15 protein-coding genes are annotated in these 15,860 nt (G+C 67.3%); 7 read left to right on the top strand and 8 right to left on the bottom strand.

From position 1 onward, the window contains the following. Positions 1-118 precede the first annotated feature (118 nt). Positions 119-754: a transposase gene (locus AC07Q9_RS25820; protein WP_495312255.1), complete on the top strand. Its 636-nt coding sequence runs from the start codon at positions 119-121 to the stop codon at positions 752-754. 53 nt (positions 755-807) lie between these two features. Further along, positions 808-1,077 carry a hypothetical protein gene (locus tag AC07Q9_RS25815; protein WP_495312254.1) on the top strand — a complete coding sequence of 90 codons (270 nt, stop codon included), beginning with the start codon at positions 808-810 and terminating at the stop codon, positions 1,075-1,077. Between the two features lie 273 nt (positions 1,078-1,350). Here AC07Q9_RS25815 and lspA read toward each other — a convergent pair whose 3' ends face one another. The 3 genes from lspA to AC07Q9_RS25800 all read right to left on the bottom strand — a co-directional run bounded on the left by lspA (position 1,351) and on the right by AC07Q9_RS25800 (position 5,877). Then, the gene (gene lspA / locus AC07Q9_RS25810) at positions 1,351-1,866 is read right to left on the bottom strand and encodes a signal peptidase II (protein ID WP_062480914.1); all 516 of its coding nucleotides are present in this window, start codon (positions 1,864-1,866) and stop codon (positions 1,351-1,353) included. Further along, entirely contained in the window at positions 1,866-4,715 is a 2,850-nt protein-coding gene (gene ileS, locus AC07Q9_RS25805) for an isoleucine--tRNA ligase (protein WP_495312253.1), read from the bottom strand. Before ileS ends, lspA begins: the two co-directional genes overlap by 1 nt. A 124-nt stretch (positions 4,716-4,839) precedes the next feature. Next, positions 4,840-5,877 carry a bifunctional riboflavin kinase/FAD synthetase gene (locus tag AC07Q9_RS25800; protein ID WP_495312252.1) on the bottom strand — a complete coding sequence of 346 codons (1,038 nt, stop codon included), beginning with the start codon at positions 5,875-5,877 and terminating at the stop codon, positions 4,840-4,842. Positions 5,878-6,042: 165 nt separating this feature from the next. Between AC07Q9_RS25800 and AC07Q9_RS25795 the strand changes: the two genes are divergently transcribed. Then, positions 6,043-6,603 (top strand): HNH endonuclease, encoded by a 561-nt coding sequence (locus AC07Q9_RS25795; protein WP_062480919.1) that lies wholly within the window; start codon positions 6,043-6,045, stop codon positions 6,601-6,603. 45 nt (positions 6,604-6,648) lie between these two features. On the opposite strand, the gene AC07Q9_RS25790 is transcribed toward AC07Q9_RS25795, so the two are convergent. The 4 genes from AC07Q9_RS25790 to AC07Q9_RS25775 form a co-directional block, all read right to left on the bottom strand. Then, on the bottom strand, positions 6,649-7,434 hold the full coding sequence (locus tag AC07Q9_RS25790) for an enoyl-CoA hydratase (RefSeq protein WP_495312251.1): 786 nt from the start codon (positions 7,432-7,434) through the stop codon (positions 6,649-6,651). Positions 7,435-7,440: 6 nt separating this feature from the next. Beyond that, complete coding sequence (locus AC07Q9_RS25785; RefSeq protein WP_495312250.1) at positions 7,441-8,799, bottom strand: alpha/beta fold hydrolase; 1,359 nt, start codon at positions 8,797-8,799, stop codon at positions 7,441-7,443. Positions 8,800-8,895: 96 nt separating this feature from the next. Then, a complete protein-coding gene (locus AC07Q9_RS25780; RefSeq protein WP_495312249.1) occupies positions 8,896-10,011 on the bottom strand; it encodes an acyl-CoA dehydrogenase family protein in 1,116 nt (371 codons plus the stop codon). A 12-nt stretch (positions 10,012-10,023) separates the two neighbouring features. After that, on the bottom strand, positions 10,024-11,205 hold the full coding sequence (locus AC07Q9_RS25775) for an acyl-CoA dehydrogenase family protein (protein ID WP_495312248.1): 1,182 nt from the start codon (positions 11,203-11,205) through the stop codon (positions 10,024-10,026). A gap of 173 nt (positions 11,206-11,378) precedes the next feature. On the opposite strand from AC07Q9_RS25775, the gene purN reads away from it, so the two are divergent. Beyond that, on the top strand, positions 11,379-11,975 hold the full coding sequence (gene purN / locus AC07Q9_RS25770) for a phosphoribosylglycinamide formyltransferase (RefSeq protein WP_495312247.1): 597 nt from the start codon (positions 11,379-11,381) through the stop codon (positions 11,973-11,975). 38 nt (positions 11,976-12,013) lie between these two features. Further along, positions 12,014-12,343: an I78 family peptidase inhibitor gene (locus AC07Q9_RS25765; RefSeq protein ID WP_495312246.1), complete on the top strand. Its 330-nt coding sequence runs from the start codon at positions 12,014-12,016 to the stop codon at positions 12,341-12,343. Here the strand turns inward: AC07Q9_RS25765 and AC07Q9_RS25760 are convergent. Further along, positions 12,331-12,579, bottom strand: coding sequence for a DUF1653 domain-containing protein (locus AC07Q9_RS25760; protein ID WP_062483076.1), 249 nt, complete (start codon positions 12,577-12,579; stop codon positions 12,331-12,333). The genes AC07Q9_RS25765 and AC07Q9_RS25760 overlap by 13 nt on opposite strands. Before the next feature lie 56 nt (positions 12,580-12,635). Here AC07Q9_RS25760 and AC07Q9_RS25755 point away from each other — a divergent pair, with 56 nt between their 5' ends. Together AC07Q9_RS25755 and AC07Q9_RS25750 are read left to right on the top strand one after the other, a co-directional pair. Then, positions 12,636-14,489, top strand: coding sequence for a M48 family metalloprotease (locus AC07Q9_RS25755; RefSeq protein WP_495312245.1), 1,854 nt, complete (start codon positions 12,636-12,638; stop codon positions 14,487-14,489). Positions 14,490-14,532: 43 nt separating this feature from the next. Further along, a complete protein-coding gene (locus AC07Q9_RS25750; protein ID WP_495312244.1) occupies positions 14,533-15,804 on the top strand; it encodes an RsmB/NOP family class I SAM-dependent RNA methyltransferase in 1,272 nt (423 codons plus the stop codon). Positions 15,805-15,860 lie beyond the last annotated feature (56 nt).

Raw genomic sequence — 15,860 nt, 5'->3', positions numbered from 1 at the left:
TGAAGCCTTCAGGCTCACAAAGCGGGTGGGTCAGTATTCGACGGAAATCTAGGGTCAGAGATTGGCGGAATCCAACAGACTATTGGACGACCGAAATCTCGTGCCACTTGAAAGGTATGTGGAAATCGACGGGGGACATTTCTCAGGGCGAATTCGCAAGCCACGGAGAAAGATCAAAGTGACAGCAATACCTGCGCGGGCCAAGCAGGGCAAGAAATCGTTTGCTACGCACCCGAATCGAAGGATCGTCTTGGTCCTTCGAGAAATTTCGCCGATCAAGGGGCAGGGCGCTACTCGAACGATCGTTGTGGTGGTTCGGGCAGAGAACGAGGCCTGCGTTACCCCGGTGGCCTTCCGGTACGTAAAACCTGGGTCGGAAATTCAAACTGATGAGAGCAATGCATTCAGCAGACTAGCGGTACGGTTTGAGCATCGGACCGTCAATCACAGCATCGAGTTCTCCTCCGATGACGGCGTCAACGACAATCAAGCCGAAAGCTTCTATGCACGCTGCAGGCGGCTGGTGTCGGAAATCCGTCGGATGACGCCCAAGTACATGTTGGACTATACGAACGAGATGGCCTGGCGAGAAGACCACCGCCGCGAGAGCACTGATCAGCGTGTTGATTCTTTAATGGATGCAGTCATGAAGCACGGACTGTCGAAGTGGTGGAGGGGCTACTGGCAAGGCCACCATCGGCCGGGTGAGCTGATATTCGATGCGCAAGCGCCCTCCGGCTACGTCGTCGGCTAGTCTAGAACCAACGACCACTGACCCATATCTGTTGTCACTAGGTCATGGTGCCGTTGGACAATTCCTCGCTTGTGCAGCCCCTCAAGGCGCTTGCTAATCCGAGTCATCAGGTCGCTGTGTTTGACCTGACCGGGTTCGATACCAGCCTGACGCGCAAAGTAGTACGCGATCTCAGGCGTCTGAACCGGCATCTGATTGCCAAGCTTCAAGCACTGAATGATGAGGCGAGTCATCTCGCCTCTGGGGGCGAGAGACTTTCGCTGCGGTCGTCGGCCTTCGATTTCGGCAGGGTTGACACGCACCTCGTGCAGCGGAATGACTGAGTCCAACGCTGCAAGCTCTGTGGTCAAGGCTGCGATCTGGGCCGGCAGCCTTGCTTGCATGAGCATTAGTTTGTCGAGTTGTCCTTTCGCTAGCTGACGCCGCCGGATCAGCCAAGCCATAGAGGATGGGGTGCGCTCCAGACCGGTGTAGTCACGATTCCGTTTCATCTCCAGAGGATGTCGAATGCCTCGCGGAATGTCTTGTGCATCAGCTAGACGAATCCGCGGCCCAAAGAAAAAGGGGCCCGTGGGCCCCTTTGGTCGAGAACTGGCTTACTTGCCGCGTCGGACTCGCCGGATCTCGTCGACGATCAGGCAGATGGCCCCGAGCGTGATGGCGCTGTCCGCCGCGTTGAACGCCGGGAAGTACCAGTTGCCCCAGTGGAAGCTCAGGAAGTCGACCACGTAGCCGTGCATCATGCGGTCGACCACGTTGCCGATGGCGCCGCCCAGGATGCAGGCCATCGCGAACGAGAAGAGCTTCTGGCCCGCGTGCGACCGCAGCATCCAGACGATGAAGATCGCCGCCGCCACGCCGATCGCCGTGAAGAACCAGCGCTGCCAGCCCGAGTGGTCGGCCAGGAACGAGAACGCGGCGCCCGTGTTGTGCGCGCGCACGACGTTGAAGAAGCTCGTCACGTAGGTCGCGTCGCCGAGCTTGTAGTAGCCCAGGATCAGCGTCTTGGTGAACTGGTCGATGATCACGATGATCGTCGCCAGCCCGAGCCAGGGCCAGATGCTGGCGCCGCGCGAACGCGAGGCCGACGAGGCGGAGCGTGCGGTCGCCATCAGGCCACGCTGCGGGATTCGCCCGCGCCGAACAGGTTGCTCGTGCAGCGGCCGCAGATCGTCGGGTGCGCCGGGTCGTGGCCCACGTCCTCGCGGTAGTGCCAGCAGCGTTCGCATTTCTGCGCGGTGCTGGGCGTGACCACGGTCGACAGCGTGTCGCCCGCCGCCAGCGCCACGGCCGAGGCGATGAACACGAACTTCAGGTCGTCGCCCAGCGAGCCCAGCAGCGCGAGGTCGTCGGCCGGTGCATTCAGCTGCAGGTTGGCCTGCAGCGACGAGCCGACCTTGCCCTCGGCGCGCACCGCCTCGATGTCCTTGTTGACGCCGTCGCGGATCTCGCGGATGCGGCCCCACTTGGCGAGCAGCGCCTCGTCGGGGGCGGCGAACTGGCTGTAGGTCTGCGTGAAGATCGACTCGCCGGCCTTGCCGGTGCCCACGATCTTCCAGGCCTCTTCGGCCGTGAAGCTCAGGAACGGCGCCATCCAGCGCAGCATGGCTTGCGAGATGTGCCACAGGGCGGTCTGTGCACTGCGGCGCGCGAGCGAGCCCGGCGCCGTCGTGTAGAGGCGGTCCTTCAGGATGTCGAGGTAGAAGCCGCCCAGGTCTTCCGAGCAGTAGATCTGCAGCTTGGCCACCACCGGATGGAACTCGTACACCTGGTAGTGCGCGAGGATCTCGGCCTGGAACTGCGCCGCGCGCGACATGGCGTAGCGGTCGATCTCGAACAGCTGGTCGAGCGGCACCGCGTCTTTCGCGATGTCGAAGTCGCTGGTGTTCGCGAGCAGAAAGCGCAGCGTGTTGCGGATGCGGCGGTAGGCATCGACGACGCGCGCGAGGATCTTGTCGTCGCCCGCGATGTCGCCCGAGTAGTCGCTCGCGGCCACCCACAGGCGGATGATTTCCGAGCCCAGCTTGTTGCTGATTTCCTGCGGGTCGATGCCGTTCTTGAGCGACTTGCTCATCTTGATGCCCTTGGCATCCACCGTGAAGCCGTGCGTGAGCAGGCCCTTGTACGGTGCGCGGTCTTCCAGCATGCAGGCGATCAGCAGCGACGAGTGGAACCACCCGCGGTGCTGGTCGTGGCCTTCGAGGTACAGGTCGGCTTCGGGGCCGGTCTCGTGGTGCACATTGGGGTGCGTGCCGCGCAGCACGTGCGAGAAGGTCGAGCCCGAGTCGAACCACACCTCGAGGATGTCGGTGCTCTTGGTGTAGCTCGGTGCGTCTGCGGCGCCCAGGATGTCTTCGACGGTGACGCGGCTCCAGGCCTCGATGCCGCCTTTCTCGACGATGTCGGCGGCCTGGTCGAGGATTTCCATGGTGCGCGGGTGCAGCTCGCCCGAATCCTTGTGCAGGAAGAACGGGATCGGCACGCCCCAGCTGCGCTGGCGGCTGATGCACCAGTCGGGCCGGCCGGCGATCATGTCGTGCAGGCGGGCCTTGCCGTTCTCGGGATAGAAGCTGGTCTGTTCGATGGCGTCGAGCGCGGTCTGGCGCAGCGTCTTGGGGGCCTTGTCCTTCGTGAACACGCCTTCGCCTTCGTCCATGCGCACGAACCACTGGGCGGCCGCGCGGTAGATCACCGGCGTCTTGTGGCGCCAGCAGTGCGGGTAGCTGTGGGTGATGGTCTCGGTGGTCATCAGCCGGTTGGCGTCGCGCAGCGCGGCGATGATCACCGGCACGGCCTTCCAGATGTTCTGGCCGCCGAACAGCGGGAAGTCGGGCGCGTAGCTGCCGTTGCCCTGCACCGGGTTCAGGATGTCGTCGTACGCCACGCCGTGGGCGATGCAGGAGTTGAAGTCGTCCACGCCGTAGGCAGGCGACGAGTGCACGAGGCCGGTGCCGTCGGTGGCGGTGGCGTAGTCGGCCAGGTAGATGGGCGACAGGCGCTGGTAGCCCGCGTCCACGTCGTACAGCGGGTGCTCGAACTCGAGCCCGCCGAGCGCTTCGCCCTTGACGGTGGCCAGCACCTTGCCGTCGAGCGCGTAGCGCGTCATGCACATCTCGACCAGCGAGTTGGCCAGGATCAGCAGGCCGCGCTCGGTGTCGACCAGCGAGTACTCGAGCTCGGGGTTGAGGTTGATCGCCTGGTTGGCGGGGATCGTCCACGCGGTGGTGGTCCAGATCACCGCGAAGATGTCGCCCAGGATCGTGTGGTCGGTGCCGAAGGCCTTGAGCACCTTCTCGCGCTCGTGCGCCTTGAAGGCCACGTCGATGGTCTGGCTCTTCTTGTCGGCGTACTCGATCTCGAATTCGGCCAGCGACGAGCCGCAGTCGAAGCACCAGTACACGGGCTTCAGGCCCCGGTACACGAAGCCGCGCTCGATCACGCGCTTGAACGCGCGCAGCTCGCCGGCTTCATTGGCGAAGTCCATCGTCTTGTAGGGGTGGTCCCATTCGCCCAGCACGCCCAGGCGCTGGAAGTCGACCATCTGCTGGGCGATCTGCTCGGTGGCGTAGGCGCGGCTCTTGGCCTGCATCTCGTCGCGGCTCAGGTTGCGGCCGAACTGCTTTTCGATGGCGTTCTCGATCGGCAGGCCGTGGCAGTCCCAGCCGGGCACGTACAGCGCGTCGAAGCCTTCGAGCTGGCGCGCCTTGGTGATCATGTCCTTGAGGATCTTGTTCACCGCGTGACCCATGTGGATCTGGCCGTTGGCGTACGGCGGGCCGTCGTGCAGGATGAACTTGGGCGCGCCGTGGCGGGCATCGCGCAGGCGGTGGTAGCGGCCTTCGTCGTTCCATTCCTTCACCCAGCCCGGTTCGCGCTTGGGCAGGTCGCCGCGCATCGGGAAGGGGGTGTCGGGCAGGTTCAGCGTGGAACGGTAATCTTTGGGGGAAGCAGCGTCAGACATGTTGGGTGCGGCGAAACAGAGGGGCTTCGACAGGCTCAGCCCGAACTGCATTGAGCGGTCGGTGCGGAAGATATAGCCGTTCGCCCTGAGCTTGTCGAAGGGCGGCAGCACGGGGCGTGCAGGGCTAAATTCGGTCGCGCGTGGTCTGGCGGTGGGTCTCGGCGTGGGTCGATGCGAAGAACGCGCGTGCGTCGCGGCCATCCTTCGCGATGCCCGCAGTGAGGGCTTCGAGGCTGGTGTAGCGCAATTCGTCGTGCAGTTTGTGCAGGAGTTCCACGCGCACGATTTTACCGTAGGCCCCTTCGGCCCCCAGATGCGAGGGCCACTCCAGGCAATGCGTCTCGAGCAGCACGCGCCCTGCGTTGACGTCGTTGGCGTCCAGCGAGGGCCGCACGCCGAGGTTGGCCACGCCGGGCAGCGGCTGGTCGGCCAGGCCGTGCACCAGCACCGCGAAGATGCCGCTGGCGGCCGGTTTCCAGTGCTTGAAGCGCAGGTTGAGGGTGCGAAAACCGTCGTCCTTGCCCGGCGACGAGGCGCCCAGCGCCCGACCCAGCTTGCGGCCGTGGACCACGTGGCCCGAGATCGTGTACGGGCGCCCCAGCAGCGTGTGGGCGTCGGCCATGCGGCCTTCGGCCAGCGCCTCGCGCACGGCCGAGCTGGACACCCGCAGGCCGTGCACCTCGTAGCTGTTCATGCGCGCGACGTCGAAACCGTGCGCTTCGCCGGCGGCATCGAGCATCGCGTAGTCGCCGGCGCGCTTGGCGCCGAAGCGGAAGTCGTCGCCCACCAGCACGTAACGCGCACCCAGGCCGTCGATCAGCACGTTCTGGATGAAGGCCTCGGGCGACTGGGACGCCAGCCGGCCGTCGAAGGGCAGCACGATGGTCTGGTCCACGCCGCAGGCCGCCAGCTCGGTCAGCTTGTCGCGCAGCGTGCCGATGCGCGCCGGGGCCAGGTCGGGTTTCTTGGTGACGGCGGCGAAATAGTCGCGCGGGTGCGGCTCGAAGGTCAGCACGCAACTGGGCAGCCGGCGATGGCGGGCCTCGGTCTGCAACAGCGCCAGCATGGCCTGATGGCCGCGGTGGACGCCGTCGAAATTGCCGATCGTGAGGGCGCAGGCCGGAGCTACGCCCGGGTGTCGGAAGCCGCGGAAAACCTGCATGGGAGAGTATCTTTTTGATAGCGCCTGATGCCCGTCGAATGGGCAAATCAGGCCGATTTGTCACAAAGCCGGTATATTGTGACGCAGTGCGTGGGTTGGCGTGAGTCGCCGATGCACCCCGAGTCTCTGGTCTCTGCGTGTTTTTCTCGTGTCGAGGAGGCGTGTGTGAAGGTCTTGAAGCTGTCGGCCCAAGGGCTGCCCCAGTCATGGATATCGCTGGAACAGGCGGTGATCCACTACGCGGCGGACGAAGTCCGCTGGGAAGTGGGCGCGCAGGTGGCCGTGTTCCGTGGCGGCCACAACGCGATCACGGGCGAGCAGTCGCAGATCGCGATCAACAGCATCATCGGCACCAAGGGCGTGCCGCGCATCAACCCCTTCGCACAGCGCCCGGGCCTGACCAACAGCAAGCTGTTCTCGCGCGACCGCAACATCTGCGCCTACTGCGGCGGCCATTTCCACGAAGACGAACTCACGCGCGAGCACATCATTCCGTTCGCACAGCGTGGCATCGACACCTGGATGAACGTGGTCACGGCCTGCAAGCCCTGCAACCACCGCAAGAGCAGCCGCACGCCCGAGCAGGCGAACATGCCGCTGCTGTATGCGCCCTATGTGCCGAGCCTGTGGGAAGACTTCATCCTGCGCAACCGCCGCATCCTGGCCGACCAGATGGAGTTCCTGATGGCGCACCTGCCGCAGTCGTCCCGGTTGCACGACATCTGACACCCGACGCGCAAGAAAAAGGAGGCCTCGGCCTCCTTTTCTATTTCAGCCCTTCCAGGCCGGCGGTCGTTTCTCGATGAAGGCCTGCACGCCTTCCAGCGCGCTCTCGTCCATCATGTTGCAGGCCATGGTCCGGCTGGCGTCGGCCAGTGCGGCCTCGATGCCGGTCTCGAGCTGGCGATAGAACAGCGCCTTGCCCAGCGCGAGCGCCGTGCGGGGCTTGGCGACGATGCTGGCAACCAGCGCTTCGACCGCGGCGTCGAGCGCTTCGGGTGGTGCGACCCGGTTGACCAGGCCTTTTTCGCGCGCTTCTTCGGCGTCGATGAATTCGCCCGTCACCAGCATCTCGAAGGCTTCCTTGCGCCCGAGGTTGCGCGACAGCGTGACGCCGGGCGTGGCACAGAAGAGGCCCACGTTGACGCCGCTGACCGCAAAGCGCGCGTCGCTGGCGGCCACCGCGAGGTCGCACACCGCCACCAGCTGGCAGCCCGCCGCGGTCGCGATGCCGTGCACGCGCGCGATCACCGGCATGGGCAATCGCTGGATCGACAGCATCATCGCGCCGCACCGGTCGAACAGCTGCTGGTAGTAGCCGAGCGAAGGTTCGGCGCGCATCTCCTTCAGATCGTGGCCCGCGCAGAAGGCCTTGCCCGCCGCGGCGATGACGACGGCGCGCACCGAGTCATCGGCGGCGATGGCGGCGAGCGCCTGCTCGAGCGCGCCGAGCATGCCTTCGGACAACGCGTTGAAGGCGGCGGGGCGGTTCAGCGTGAGCGTGACCACGCCGCGCGCGTCACGCGCCGTCAGGACAAAGGGGGCCGTGTCGTTCATGGCCGTTCAGTACGTCAGCTCGAGCACCGTCGTGTGCCCTTGCGCGGCGGGCCAGCTCTGGCCGCTGAGGCGCTCGCCGTTGAACTCGGCGCTGACCGTGCGCTGCGGCGCGCCGGCCGCGATGCGCAGCCGCGAGCTCGACTGCCCCGCGCCCTGGGCCGACACGCCGGGCGGCGGGCTCTGGCCGTCGAAGTTCATCGTATCGCGCTGCGCATCGAAGTAGCCGCGCGGGCGGGTGAAGACGACCACCGCGCCCGCGCCGCTCTCGGCCGGCGCCAGGCGCTCGGTCCGCAGGTTGACCACGCCGCTGCTGCGCACGAACGGGCTGCGGTAGATGTGCGTGGTGCCCTGGCCGGGCACGTCGAGGACGAACTCGTAGCGCGCCGTGGGCTGCGCGCTGAACGGGCCCCAGCGGCCGTCGGCGCCGACCGTCTGCTGGTGCGCCGCCTCGCCGCGCCGCGCGCCCGAGGCCGGGTCGACCGCAAAGACCGTGACGCGCGCGCCGGTCAGTGCGAGGTTGTCCGCGCCGGTCGCGCGGCCGTCGAGCACGACCTTCGATTCCGGCGCCACCGCCGTGCTGGCCGGCGCCTGGCCGGTCAGGAAGCGCCAGGTCGCCGCGAAGGCAGAGGGCGAAAACGAGGTCTCGCGGTGGTCCACGCGCGGCAACACGAGGTTGGTGGCGCCCTTGAGTGCCGGCCCGTCGAAGCCGATGTTCGTCGGCTGGCCCGGCGCGCCGATCCACAGGCCGTCGGGCTGGGCGTACTTGTCGTTGGTGTCCGAGCGCAGCGTGAGCCACTGCACGCCGGGCGTGACCTCGTCGCCGTTCGGTCCCTTGGGCGCATTGAGCTGCTGCATGAAGGCCGAGAGCCCCGAGAACTCGTTGTTCTCGCGCAGGCCCTTCACCTTCCAGATGCCGTGCGCCGGGTTGCCGCCCAGCACCCCGTGGCTCACCACGGCCGCGCCGCCGCCGTTCTGCACGTAGTTGCGGATGGTGTTGCCGCCGCGCGAATTGCCGATGAGCACGACCTTGGGTGCGCCCGTGGCCTTCAGCACCTTCTCGACCTCGGCGCGCAGGAACGCGGCCGACTCGGCGGTGGAACTGCGCCCCGGCTGGGCCACGGCGTCGTCGTCGCGGGCCAGGGGATTCGGCTGGTCGACGGCGAAGAGCCGCTCGCGCGGCCAGCCGTTCGATTCGAAGCGCCAGATCGTGGTCTGCCACAGCGCGGCCGAGTCGCCGTTGCCGTGCATGAAGACGATGGGCGGACGCTCGGTGGAAGAGGGCGCGGAGGTGGCGCAGCCGGTCAGCCAGGTGACGGCGGTGGTTCCGGCAAGGGCCAAGGCAAGCAGGGTGCGGCGGGAAGGCATGTCTGTCTCTCTCCTGGCAGGGGGCTGGGGCCCCGCAAGTGAAAACGCCCGCCGGCGCAAGGCGGGCGGGCGTTGGATGCTATCGACAAACAGCCGTCAGGCGAAGACGCCGGCGGTGTCCTGCATGCGTGCCGACACTTCACCCAGGTGGTGCAGGGTGTCGCCGAAGGTGAGCTCGAGCTGCGTGAGCTTGCGGAAGTAGTGGCTGCCGATGTACTCGTCGGTCACGCCGATGCCGCCATGCAGCTGCACCGAGTTCGCGGCCACGTAGCGCATCGACGTGCCCAGCTGGTACTTGGCGCGGGCCAGCGCCTGGCGGCGTTCGTCCGCCGGGGCGTTGAGCTTGAGCGTCGCGTAGTAGCTCATCGAACGCGCCAGTTCCAGCTGCATCTTCATGTCGGCGACGCGGTGGCGCAGCGCCTGGAAGCTGGAGATGACCACGCCGAACTGCTTGCGCTGGTTCATGTAGTCGATGGTGACGTCGAGCGTCTTGTCGAGCACGCCGACCGCTTCGGCGCAGGTGGCGGCAATGCCGACATCCACCGCGTATTCGAGCGCGGCCAGGCCGTCGGCCGTGACCAGCGTGGCGTCGGCCTTGTCGAACACGACTTCGGCCGCGCGGCCGCCGTCCTGCGTGCCGTAGCCGCGGGCTTCGACGCCGCTGGCGCTGCGCTCGACCAGGAAGAGGGCGATCTTGCCGTCGACCTTGGCGGGCACGATGAAGGCATCGGCCTCGTCGCCCACGGGCACCACGCTCTTGGCGCCGGTCAGCGAGTAGCCGTTGCCCGACTTGACGGCCGTGGCCTCGCACACGTCGAGGCGGTAGCGCGCCTTGCGCTCCTGGTAGGCCAGCACCACGATGGCCTGGCCGCCGGCGATGCGCGGCAGCCAGTTTTCCTTGGTGGCCGCATCGGCGTAGCCGCCAAGCACGGCGCCGGCGATCAGCGTCTGCGCGAAGGGCTCCAGCACGATGCCGCGACCCAGTTCTTCCATCACGACCATGCCGGCCACCGGGCCCATGCCCAGGCCGCCGTCGTCTTCGCTGATGTACAGGCCGCCCAGGCCGAGCTCGGCCAGTTCGTCCCAGGCTTCGCGCGAGAAGCCGCCCTTGGCCTCGATGCCGCGGCGGCGCTCGAAGTCATAGCCCTTGTCGACCCACTTGCGAACGGCGTCGCGCAGTTGGTCCTGGTCTTCCGAAAAATTGAAATCCATGTTGGTGTCTCCTCAGCCCAGGACGGTTTGCGCCACGATGTTGCGCTGCACTTCGTTCGAGCCGCCGTAGATCGTGGTCTTGCGCATGTTGAAGAAGGTCGATGCCAGTGGTGCCAGCGCCGGGTTGCCGCCGGGGAAGTTGCCCTGCCAGCCGGCTTCCATGGCTTCGCGGATCAGCGGCAGCGAGTAGGGGCCGCCGGCCAGCAGCATCAGCTCGGCGTAGCGCTGCTGGATCTCGCTGCCGCGGATCTTGAGCAGGCCCGCCACGTCCAGCGAGTTCTTGCCCGAGGTGGCAGCCGAGAGCACGCGCAGCACCATCATCTCGAGGGCGACGATGTCGACTTCGAGCTTGGCAATCTCGTCGCGGAAGCGCAGGTCGTCGTACACGCCTTCGCTCTTGGCGATGCGCTTGAGGCGCTCGAGTTCGCGCTTGGCGCGGTTCACGTCGGCGATGTTGGTGCGCTCGTGCGAGAGCAGGTGCTTGGCGTAGGTCCAGCCCTTGTTCTCTTCGCCGATCAGGTTCTCGGCGGGCACTTCGACGTTGTCGAAGAACACCTCGTTCACCTCGACGCCGCCGTCGATCAGCTTGATCGGGCGCACGGTGACGCCGGGCGACTTCATGTCCAGCAGCAGGAAGCTGATGCCGGTCTGGGGCTTGCCCTCGTTGCTGGTGCGCACGAGGTTGAACATCCAGTCGCCGTGCTGGCCGAGCGTGGTCCAGGTCTTCTGGCCGTTGACGATGTACTTGTCGCCCTTGCGCTCGGCCTTGGTCTTGACCGAGGCCAGGTCGGAACCCGAGCCGGGTTCGCTGTAGCCCTGGCTCCACCAGACTTCGCCGCTGGCGATGCCGGGCAGGAAGCGCTTTTGCTGCTCGGTGTTGCCGAAGGCCATGATCACCGGGGCCACCATGACGGGACCGAAGGGGATGATGCGCGGCGCGCCGGCCAGGGCGGTTTCTTCCTCGAACAGGTGGCGCTGCACGGCGGTCCAGCCGGGGCCGCCGAATTCCTTGGGCCAGCCGTAGCCCAGCCAGCCCTTCTTGCCGAGGATCTTGGCCCAGCCTTGCAGATCGTCGCGCGTCAGTTCGAGCGCGTTGTGCACCTTGTGCGAAATCTCCTGGGGGAGGTTGTCCTTGACCCATGCGCGAACTTCTTCGCGGAACTTCTGTTCTTCGGGTGTGAAGCTCAAATCCATGCGTGCCTCGCTGTGTTGATCGGTCCACCGCAGACGCGGGGTGTCTCCGGAACTGCGAGTTTTAGCACGGTCGTGCTGCGATCCGGTGTCCGCGTCGCGACAAGCCCGCCGGCGTGCGGGTCGACGGGAGGCTGATCGGGGTGTTGGCGGGGCACGGATAATCCCGGCCTCCCATGAAGAACATCGTGATCCTGATCTCCGGCGGCGGCTCGAACATGGCGGCCATCGTGCGCGCCGCCGAGCGCGACCGCTGGGCCGAGCGCTTCGGCGCGCGCATTGCCGCCGTCATCAGCAACAAGGCGGAGGCTGGCGGGCTGGCGCTCGCCAGGTCGCACGGCATCGCGACTGCCGTGGTGCCGCACCAGGCCTTCGACAGCCGCGAGGCCTTCGACGCGGCGCTGGCCGAGGCGGTCGACGCCCACGAGCCGGCCCTGGTGGTGCTGGCAGGCTTCATGCGCATCCTGACGCCGGGCTTCGTGGCGCGCTACGCGGGGCGGCTGGTGAACATCCACCCCTCGCTGCTGCCGGCTTTTCCGGGGTTGCACACGCACCAGCGCGCCATCGAGGCGGGCTGCAAGGTGGCCGGGGTGACGGTGCACCAGGTCACGGCCGAGCTCGACCACGGGCCGATCCTGGCACAGGCCGTGGTGCCGGTGCTTCCCGACGACACGGCCGCCACGCTGGCCGCCCGGGTGCTGTCCCAGGAGCACCTGCTGTATCCGCGCGCCATCGCTGGATGGCTTTTGGATACATTGAGTCACAAAGCTTAAAGTTGTTTATATTGCTGGGTTTTCGGGAGCACAGAACTTTGAAAACCCAATCGCTACTGCTGACGATGGCCACCGCGGCCCTGCTGGCCGCCTGCGCCGCTCCGGCCCCCGCGCCGGCACCGGGCGCTGCTGCGCCCGCGCCCGCCGCGCCGGCCGAGCCCGTCTTCCAGTGCAACGCCGAGGGCGCCCGCTTTGCCGTGGGCCAGCAGGTGACGCCTCAGCTTGAAGCCGCCGCGCGCGCACGTGCCGGCGCCGGCACGGCGCGGGTGCTCAAGCCGAACCAGGCGGTCACGATGGAACTCAACCCCGGACGGCTCAACATCAGCGTCGACGCGCGCGGCCGCGTCAAGGAAGTTCACTGCGGCTGAGCGTCGATCGGGGTGAAGCGGCGTTGCGGCCGGCCGTCGATCTCGATGGTTTCTTCGAACATCGCGGCGGGCCGGACCCACAGGCCGCGGGCACCGTAGAGGGCGCGGTACAGCGTCATCGGCTCCAGCGTTTCGCTGTGGCGGACGGTGCCGATCACGTCGTACTCGCCGCCCTTGTAGTGGCGGTAGCGACCGGGGGGCGTTTCGATCAGGGGAGGGAGGTCTTCGTCGTTCAACGGGGCACTTCTTTCTTCGAATAACAACTGTCGGATACGTATTTGACGGGAGTCGGATGGACCGTGCGGATTTTGTTCACCTGGTTCGCCTGAGCGAGCACGCGAGTGCGGACGACAGCGCGCGCTACCGGCGTGGCGTCGCGGCGTTCGCCGCGCTCGGCTACCTCTGGGTGCTGGCCTGCCTCGGGCTCGCGGTGGGCATTGTGGCCTGGGTGGTCGTGTCGGTGGCCGAGGGGCGTTTCAACTTCACCCGCGGCTGGCTGCTCGTGTTTGCGCTGGGCTTGTTCTGGGCGACCCTGCGCGCGCTCTGGGTGCATTTCGACGAGCCCGATGGCGAGCCGCTCACGCGCGCCGACGCGCCCGGATTGTTCGAGGCGCTGGACCGCATCCGCGAGCGGATCAAGGGACCGCCGGTGCACCGCGTCTACCTGGACGACAACTTCAACGCCAGCATCAGCCAGGTGCCGCGCTTCGGCCTGTTCGGCGGCGCGCTCAACTCGCTGAGCATCGGCCTGCCGCTGCTGATGATGCTGGACCGGCAGCGCCTGCTGTCGGTGCTGGCCCACGAGTACGGGCACCTGCGCGGCAACCATGGCCGGCTGAGCGCCTGGATCTACCGCACGCGGCTGTCGTGGCTGCGGCTCGATGCCAGCCTGCAGCGCGACGAGGGCGTGATGGCGCTGGTGTCGCAGGCCTTCTTCCGCTGGTACTTTCCGCGCTTTGCCGCCAAGACCTTCGCGCTGGCTCGCCAGGACGAGTACGAGGCCGACCGCATCTCGGGCCGGCTGCTCGGCACCGCGGTGGCCGCGGCTGCGCTCACCGAGGTGGCCATCAAGGGCAACTGGTACGCCAGCGAGTTCTGGCCCTGGCACTGGGCGCGCGCCGAGCGCGAGCCGCTGCCGCCCGGGCCGTTCGCCGCGCTGCGGCAGCGCGCCCGCACGCCGCCGAGCGAGGAGTTCGCGCGCCAGGCGCTGCGCGAGGCGATGCGCCGCGTGAGCGACCTGGACGACACCCATCCCGTGCTGCGCGACCGGCTGGAAGCGCTGAACCAGAAGGCGGCGCTGCCGGCCTGGTCGCTGCGGCCCGCGCTGGACATGCTGGCCGACAAGCACAAGTGGATCTCGCATTTCGACAACGCCTGGCGCCGCGCCCATGCCGCGGACTGGAAGCAGCACCACGCGCACCGCTCGCGCATCCGCGAGCGCATCGCCGTGCTGGCGGCCCGCGGCGAGCGCAACACGCCCGACGAGATGGTCGAGTGGGCCGACGCCGAGCGCCGGCTCGACCCGGCGGCGCCGGTGCGTGCGCGCTACGAAAGCGCGCTGCGGATCGCGCCGGACCACCCAGGCGCCCTGCGCGGGCTGGCCCAGATGCTGCCCGTGCGCGAGCGCGCCGAGCGCCTGGTGGTGCTCGAGCGGCTGCACCAGTCGGGCGTGGCCAGCCGCTGGTGGGCGGCCAAGAACGCCGTCGCCTCCCTCGAAGATCCCGAAGCCGGGTCGCACGACGAGCAGGGGCTCAAGCTGTGGCGCGCGCGGCTCAAGGAGGCGGAGGAGGCCGAGGCGCGCGCCTGGGAAGAGATCACCGACACGCCGTTCTTCAGCCAGATTTCGCGCCACGACCTGAACGACCATGAGCTGGGCGAGCTGCGCGCGGACATCGTGCGCTGCCTGCCCGTGTCGCGGCTCTGGGTGGTGCGCAAGAACCTGCGCGAGTTCGCCTGGCGGCGGGCGTACATCGTGTTTGTCGAGGTGCCGGGGCTCGATGACGAGGACCGCTGGCACCTGTGCCGCGAACTCGAACAGACGCTGACCCTGCCGGGGGCGGCGCTGGTGCTCTGGGCGGGGCATTCGCCCACGCTGGAAGACATCGAGCGGCAGGCCTTCGGAACCGTCTGGGTGCGCGGCGCCTGAGGCGTTTCGGCCGCGAGGCCGGCCGGCTGAGACAATCGGGGCTATGCATCCCAAAGCCCTGTTGGAGGCCACCGCCGATCTGGTCGGCCTGGTCCTGAAATTCGATCACCCGGCCGACCAGGTCGTTTCGCGCTTTTTTCGCGACCACCGCGAGTTCGGCCCGCGCGAGCGCGCGACGCTCGCCGAAACCGTCTACACCGTGCTTCGCAAGAAGCTGCTGTTCGATCACCTGTCGCCCTCGGGCAGCGGTTCGAAGGAGCGCCGCATGGCGATTCTGGGCTTTCACGGCCCGCGCGACTTCTTGAAGAGCGCGCTCAACGACACCGAGAAGCGCTGGCTCGACAACTGCGACGCTGTCCAGCCCGACGACCTGCTCGAGCGCCATCGCCACAACCTGCCCGAATGGCTGGTCACGCCGCTCAAGGCGCAGCTGGGCGACGGCTTCTGGCCGATGGTCGAGAGCCTGCAACAGCCGGCGCCGCTCGATCTGCGCGTCAATGCGTTCACCGACAAACGGGCCGAAGTGAAGGCGGAGCTTGCGAAGGCTGCTATCAAATCGGAAGTGACGCCGTTCTCGCCCTGGGGGCTGCGCATCGACGGCAAGCCCGCGCTGACCAAGCTCGACGCGTTCGTGCGCGGCGCCATCGAGGTGCAGGACGAAGGCTCGCAACTGCTGGCGCTGCTGCTGGACGCCAAGCGCGGCGAAATGGTGGTCGATTTCTGCGCCGGTGCGGGCGGCAAGACCCTGGCCATCGGCGCGACCATGCGCAACACCGGCCGGCTCTACGCCTTCGACACCTCGGCCCACCGTCTGGACGCGCTCAAGCCGCGGCTGGCGCGCAGCAAGCTCTCGAACGTGCACCCGGCCGCGATCGCGCATGAGCGCGACGACCGGATCAAGCGCCTGGCCGGCAAGATCGACCGCGTGCTGGTCGACGCGCCCTGTTCGGGGCTCGGCACGCTGCGCCGCAACCCGGACCTCAAATGGCGCCAGTCGGCCAAGTCGGTGGCCGAGCTGACAGCCAAGCAGACCGCCATCCTGCAAAGCGCGGCCCGGCTCGTGAAGTCGGGCGGCCGGCTGGTGTACGCCACCTGCAGCGTGCTCCCGGAGGAAAACGAGGCCATCGCCGAGGCTTTTGCCGCCGCGAACCCCGATTTCGAGCCCATGAACGCGGCGGAGTTGCTGCAAAGCCTCAAGGTGGAGGGCGCCGAGGCCCTCTGCGCGGGCGGGGAAGACGGCCGCCGCTACCTGCGGCTGTGGCCTCATCGCCACGCCACCGACGGCTTTTTTGCCGCCGTGTGGAACCGTAAATAGGGACGGGGCTCCAAACTAGGGTAAATCTGCGGTGTGACAGAAGGACAAAAGGCCTC

It is taken from the genome of Variovorax sp. GW821-FHT09A10, from assembly GCF_059418385.1.
This window is presented reverse-complemented; position numbering and strand designations above follow the sequence as displayed.

What these genes read in the sequence shown, in the direction of transcription:
- lspA (WP_062480914.1), bottom strand. Translation starts at nt 1,866, where the DNA reads ATGGCGACCGCACGCTCCGCCTCGTCGGCCTCGCGTTCGCGCGGCGCC.
- ileS (WP_495312253.1), bottom strand. Translation starts at nt 4,715, where the DNA reads ATGTCTGACGCTGCTTCCCCCAAAGATTACCGTTCCACGCTGAACCTG.
- AC07Q9_RS25800 (WP_495312252.1), bottom strand. Translation starts at nt 5,877, where the DNA reads ATGCAGGTTTTCCGCGGCTTCCGACACCCGGGCGTAGCTCCGGCCTGC.
- AC07Q9_RS25790 (WP_495312251.1), bottom strand. Translation starts at nt 7,434, where the DNA reads ATGAACGACACGGCCCCCTTTGTCCTGACGGCGCGTGACGCGCGCGGC.
- AC07Q9_RS25785 (WP_495312250.1), bottom strand. Translation starts at nt 8,799, where the DNA reads ATGCCTTCCCGCCGCACCCTGCTTGCCTTGGCCCTTGCCGGAACCACC.
- AC07Q9_RS25780 (WP_495312249.1), bottom strand. Translation starts at nt 10,011, where the DNA reads ATGGATTTCAATTTTTCGGAAGACCAGGACCAACTGCGCGACGCCGTT.
- AC07Q9_RS25775 (WP_495312248.1), bottom strand. Translation starts at nt 11,205, where the DNA reads ATGGATTTGAGCTTCACACCCGAAGAACAGAAGTTCCGCGAAGAAGTT.
- purN (WP_495312247.1), top strand. Translation starts at nt 11,379, where the DNA reads ATGAAGAACATCGTGATCCTGATCTCCGGCGGCGGCTCGAACATGGCG.
- AC07Q9_RS25755 (WP_495312245.1), top strand. Translation starts at nt 12,636, where the DNA reads ATGGACCGTGCGGATTTTGTTCACCTGGTTCGCCTGAGCGAGCACGCG.
- AC07Q9_RS25750 (WP_495312244.1), top strand. Translation starts at nt 14,533, where the DNA reads ATGCATCCCAAAGCCCTGTTGGAGGCCACCGCCGATCTGGTCGGCCTG.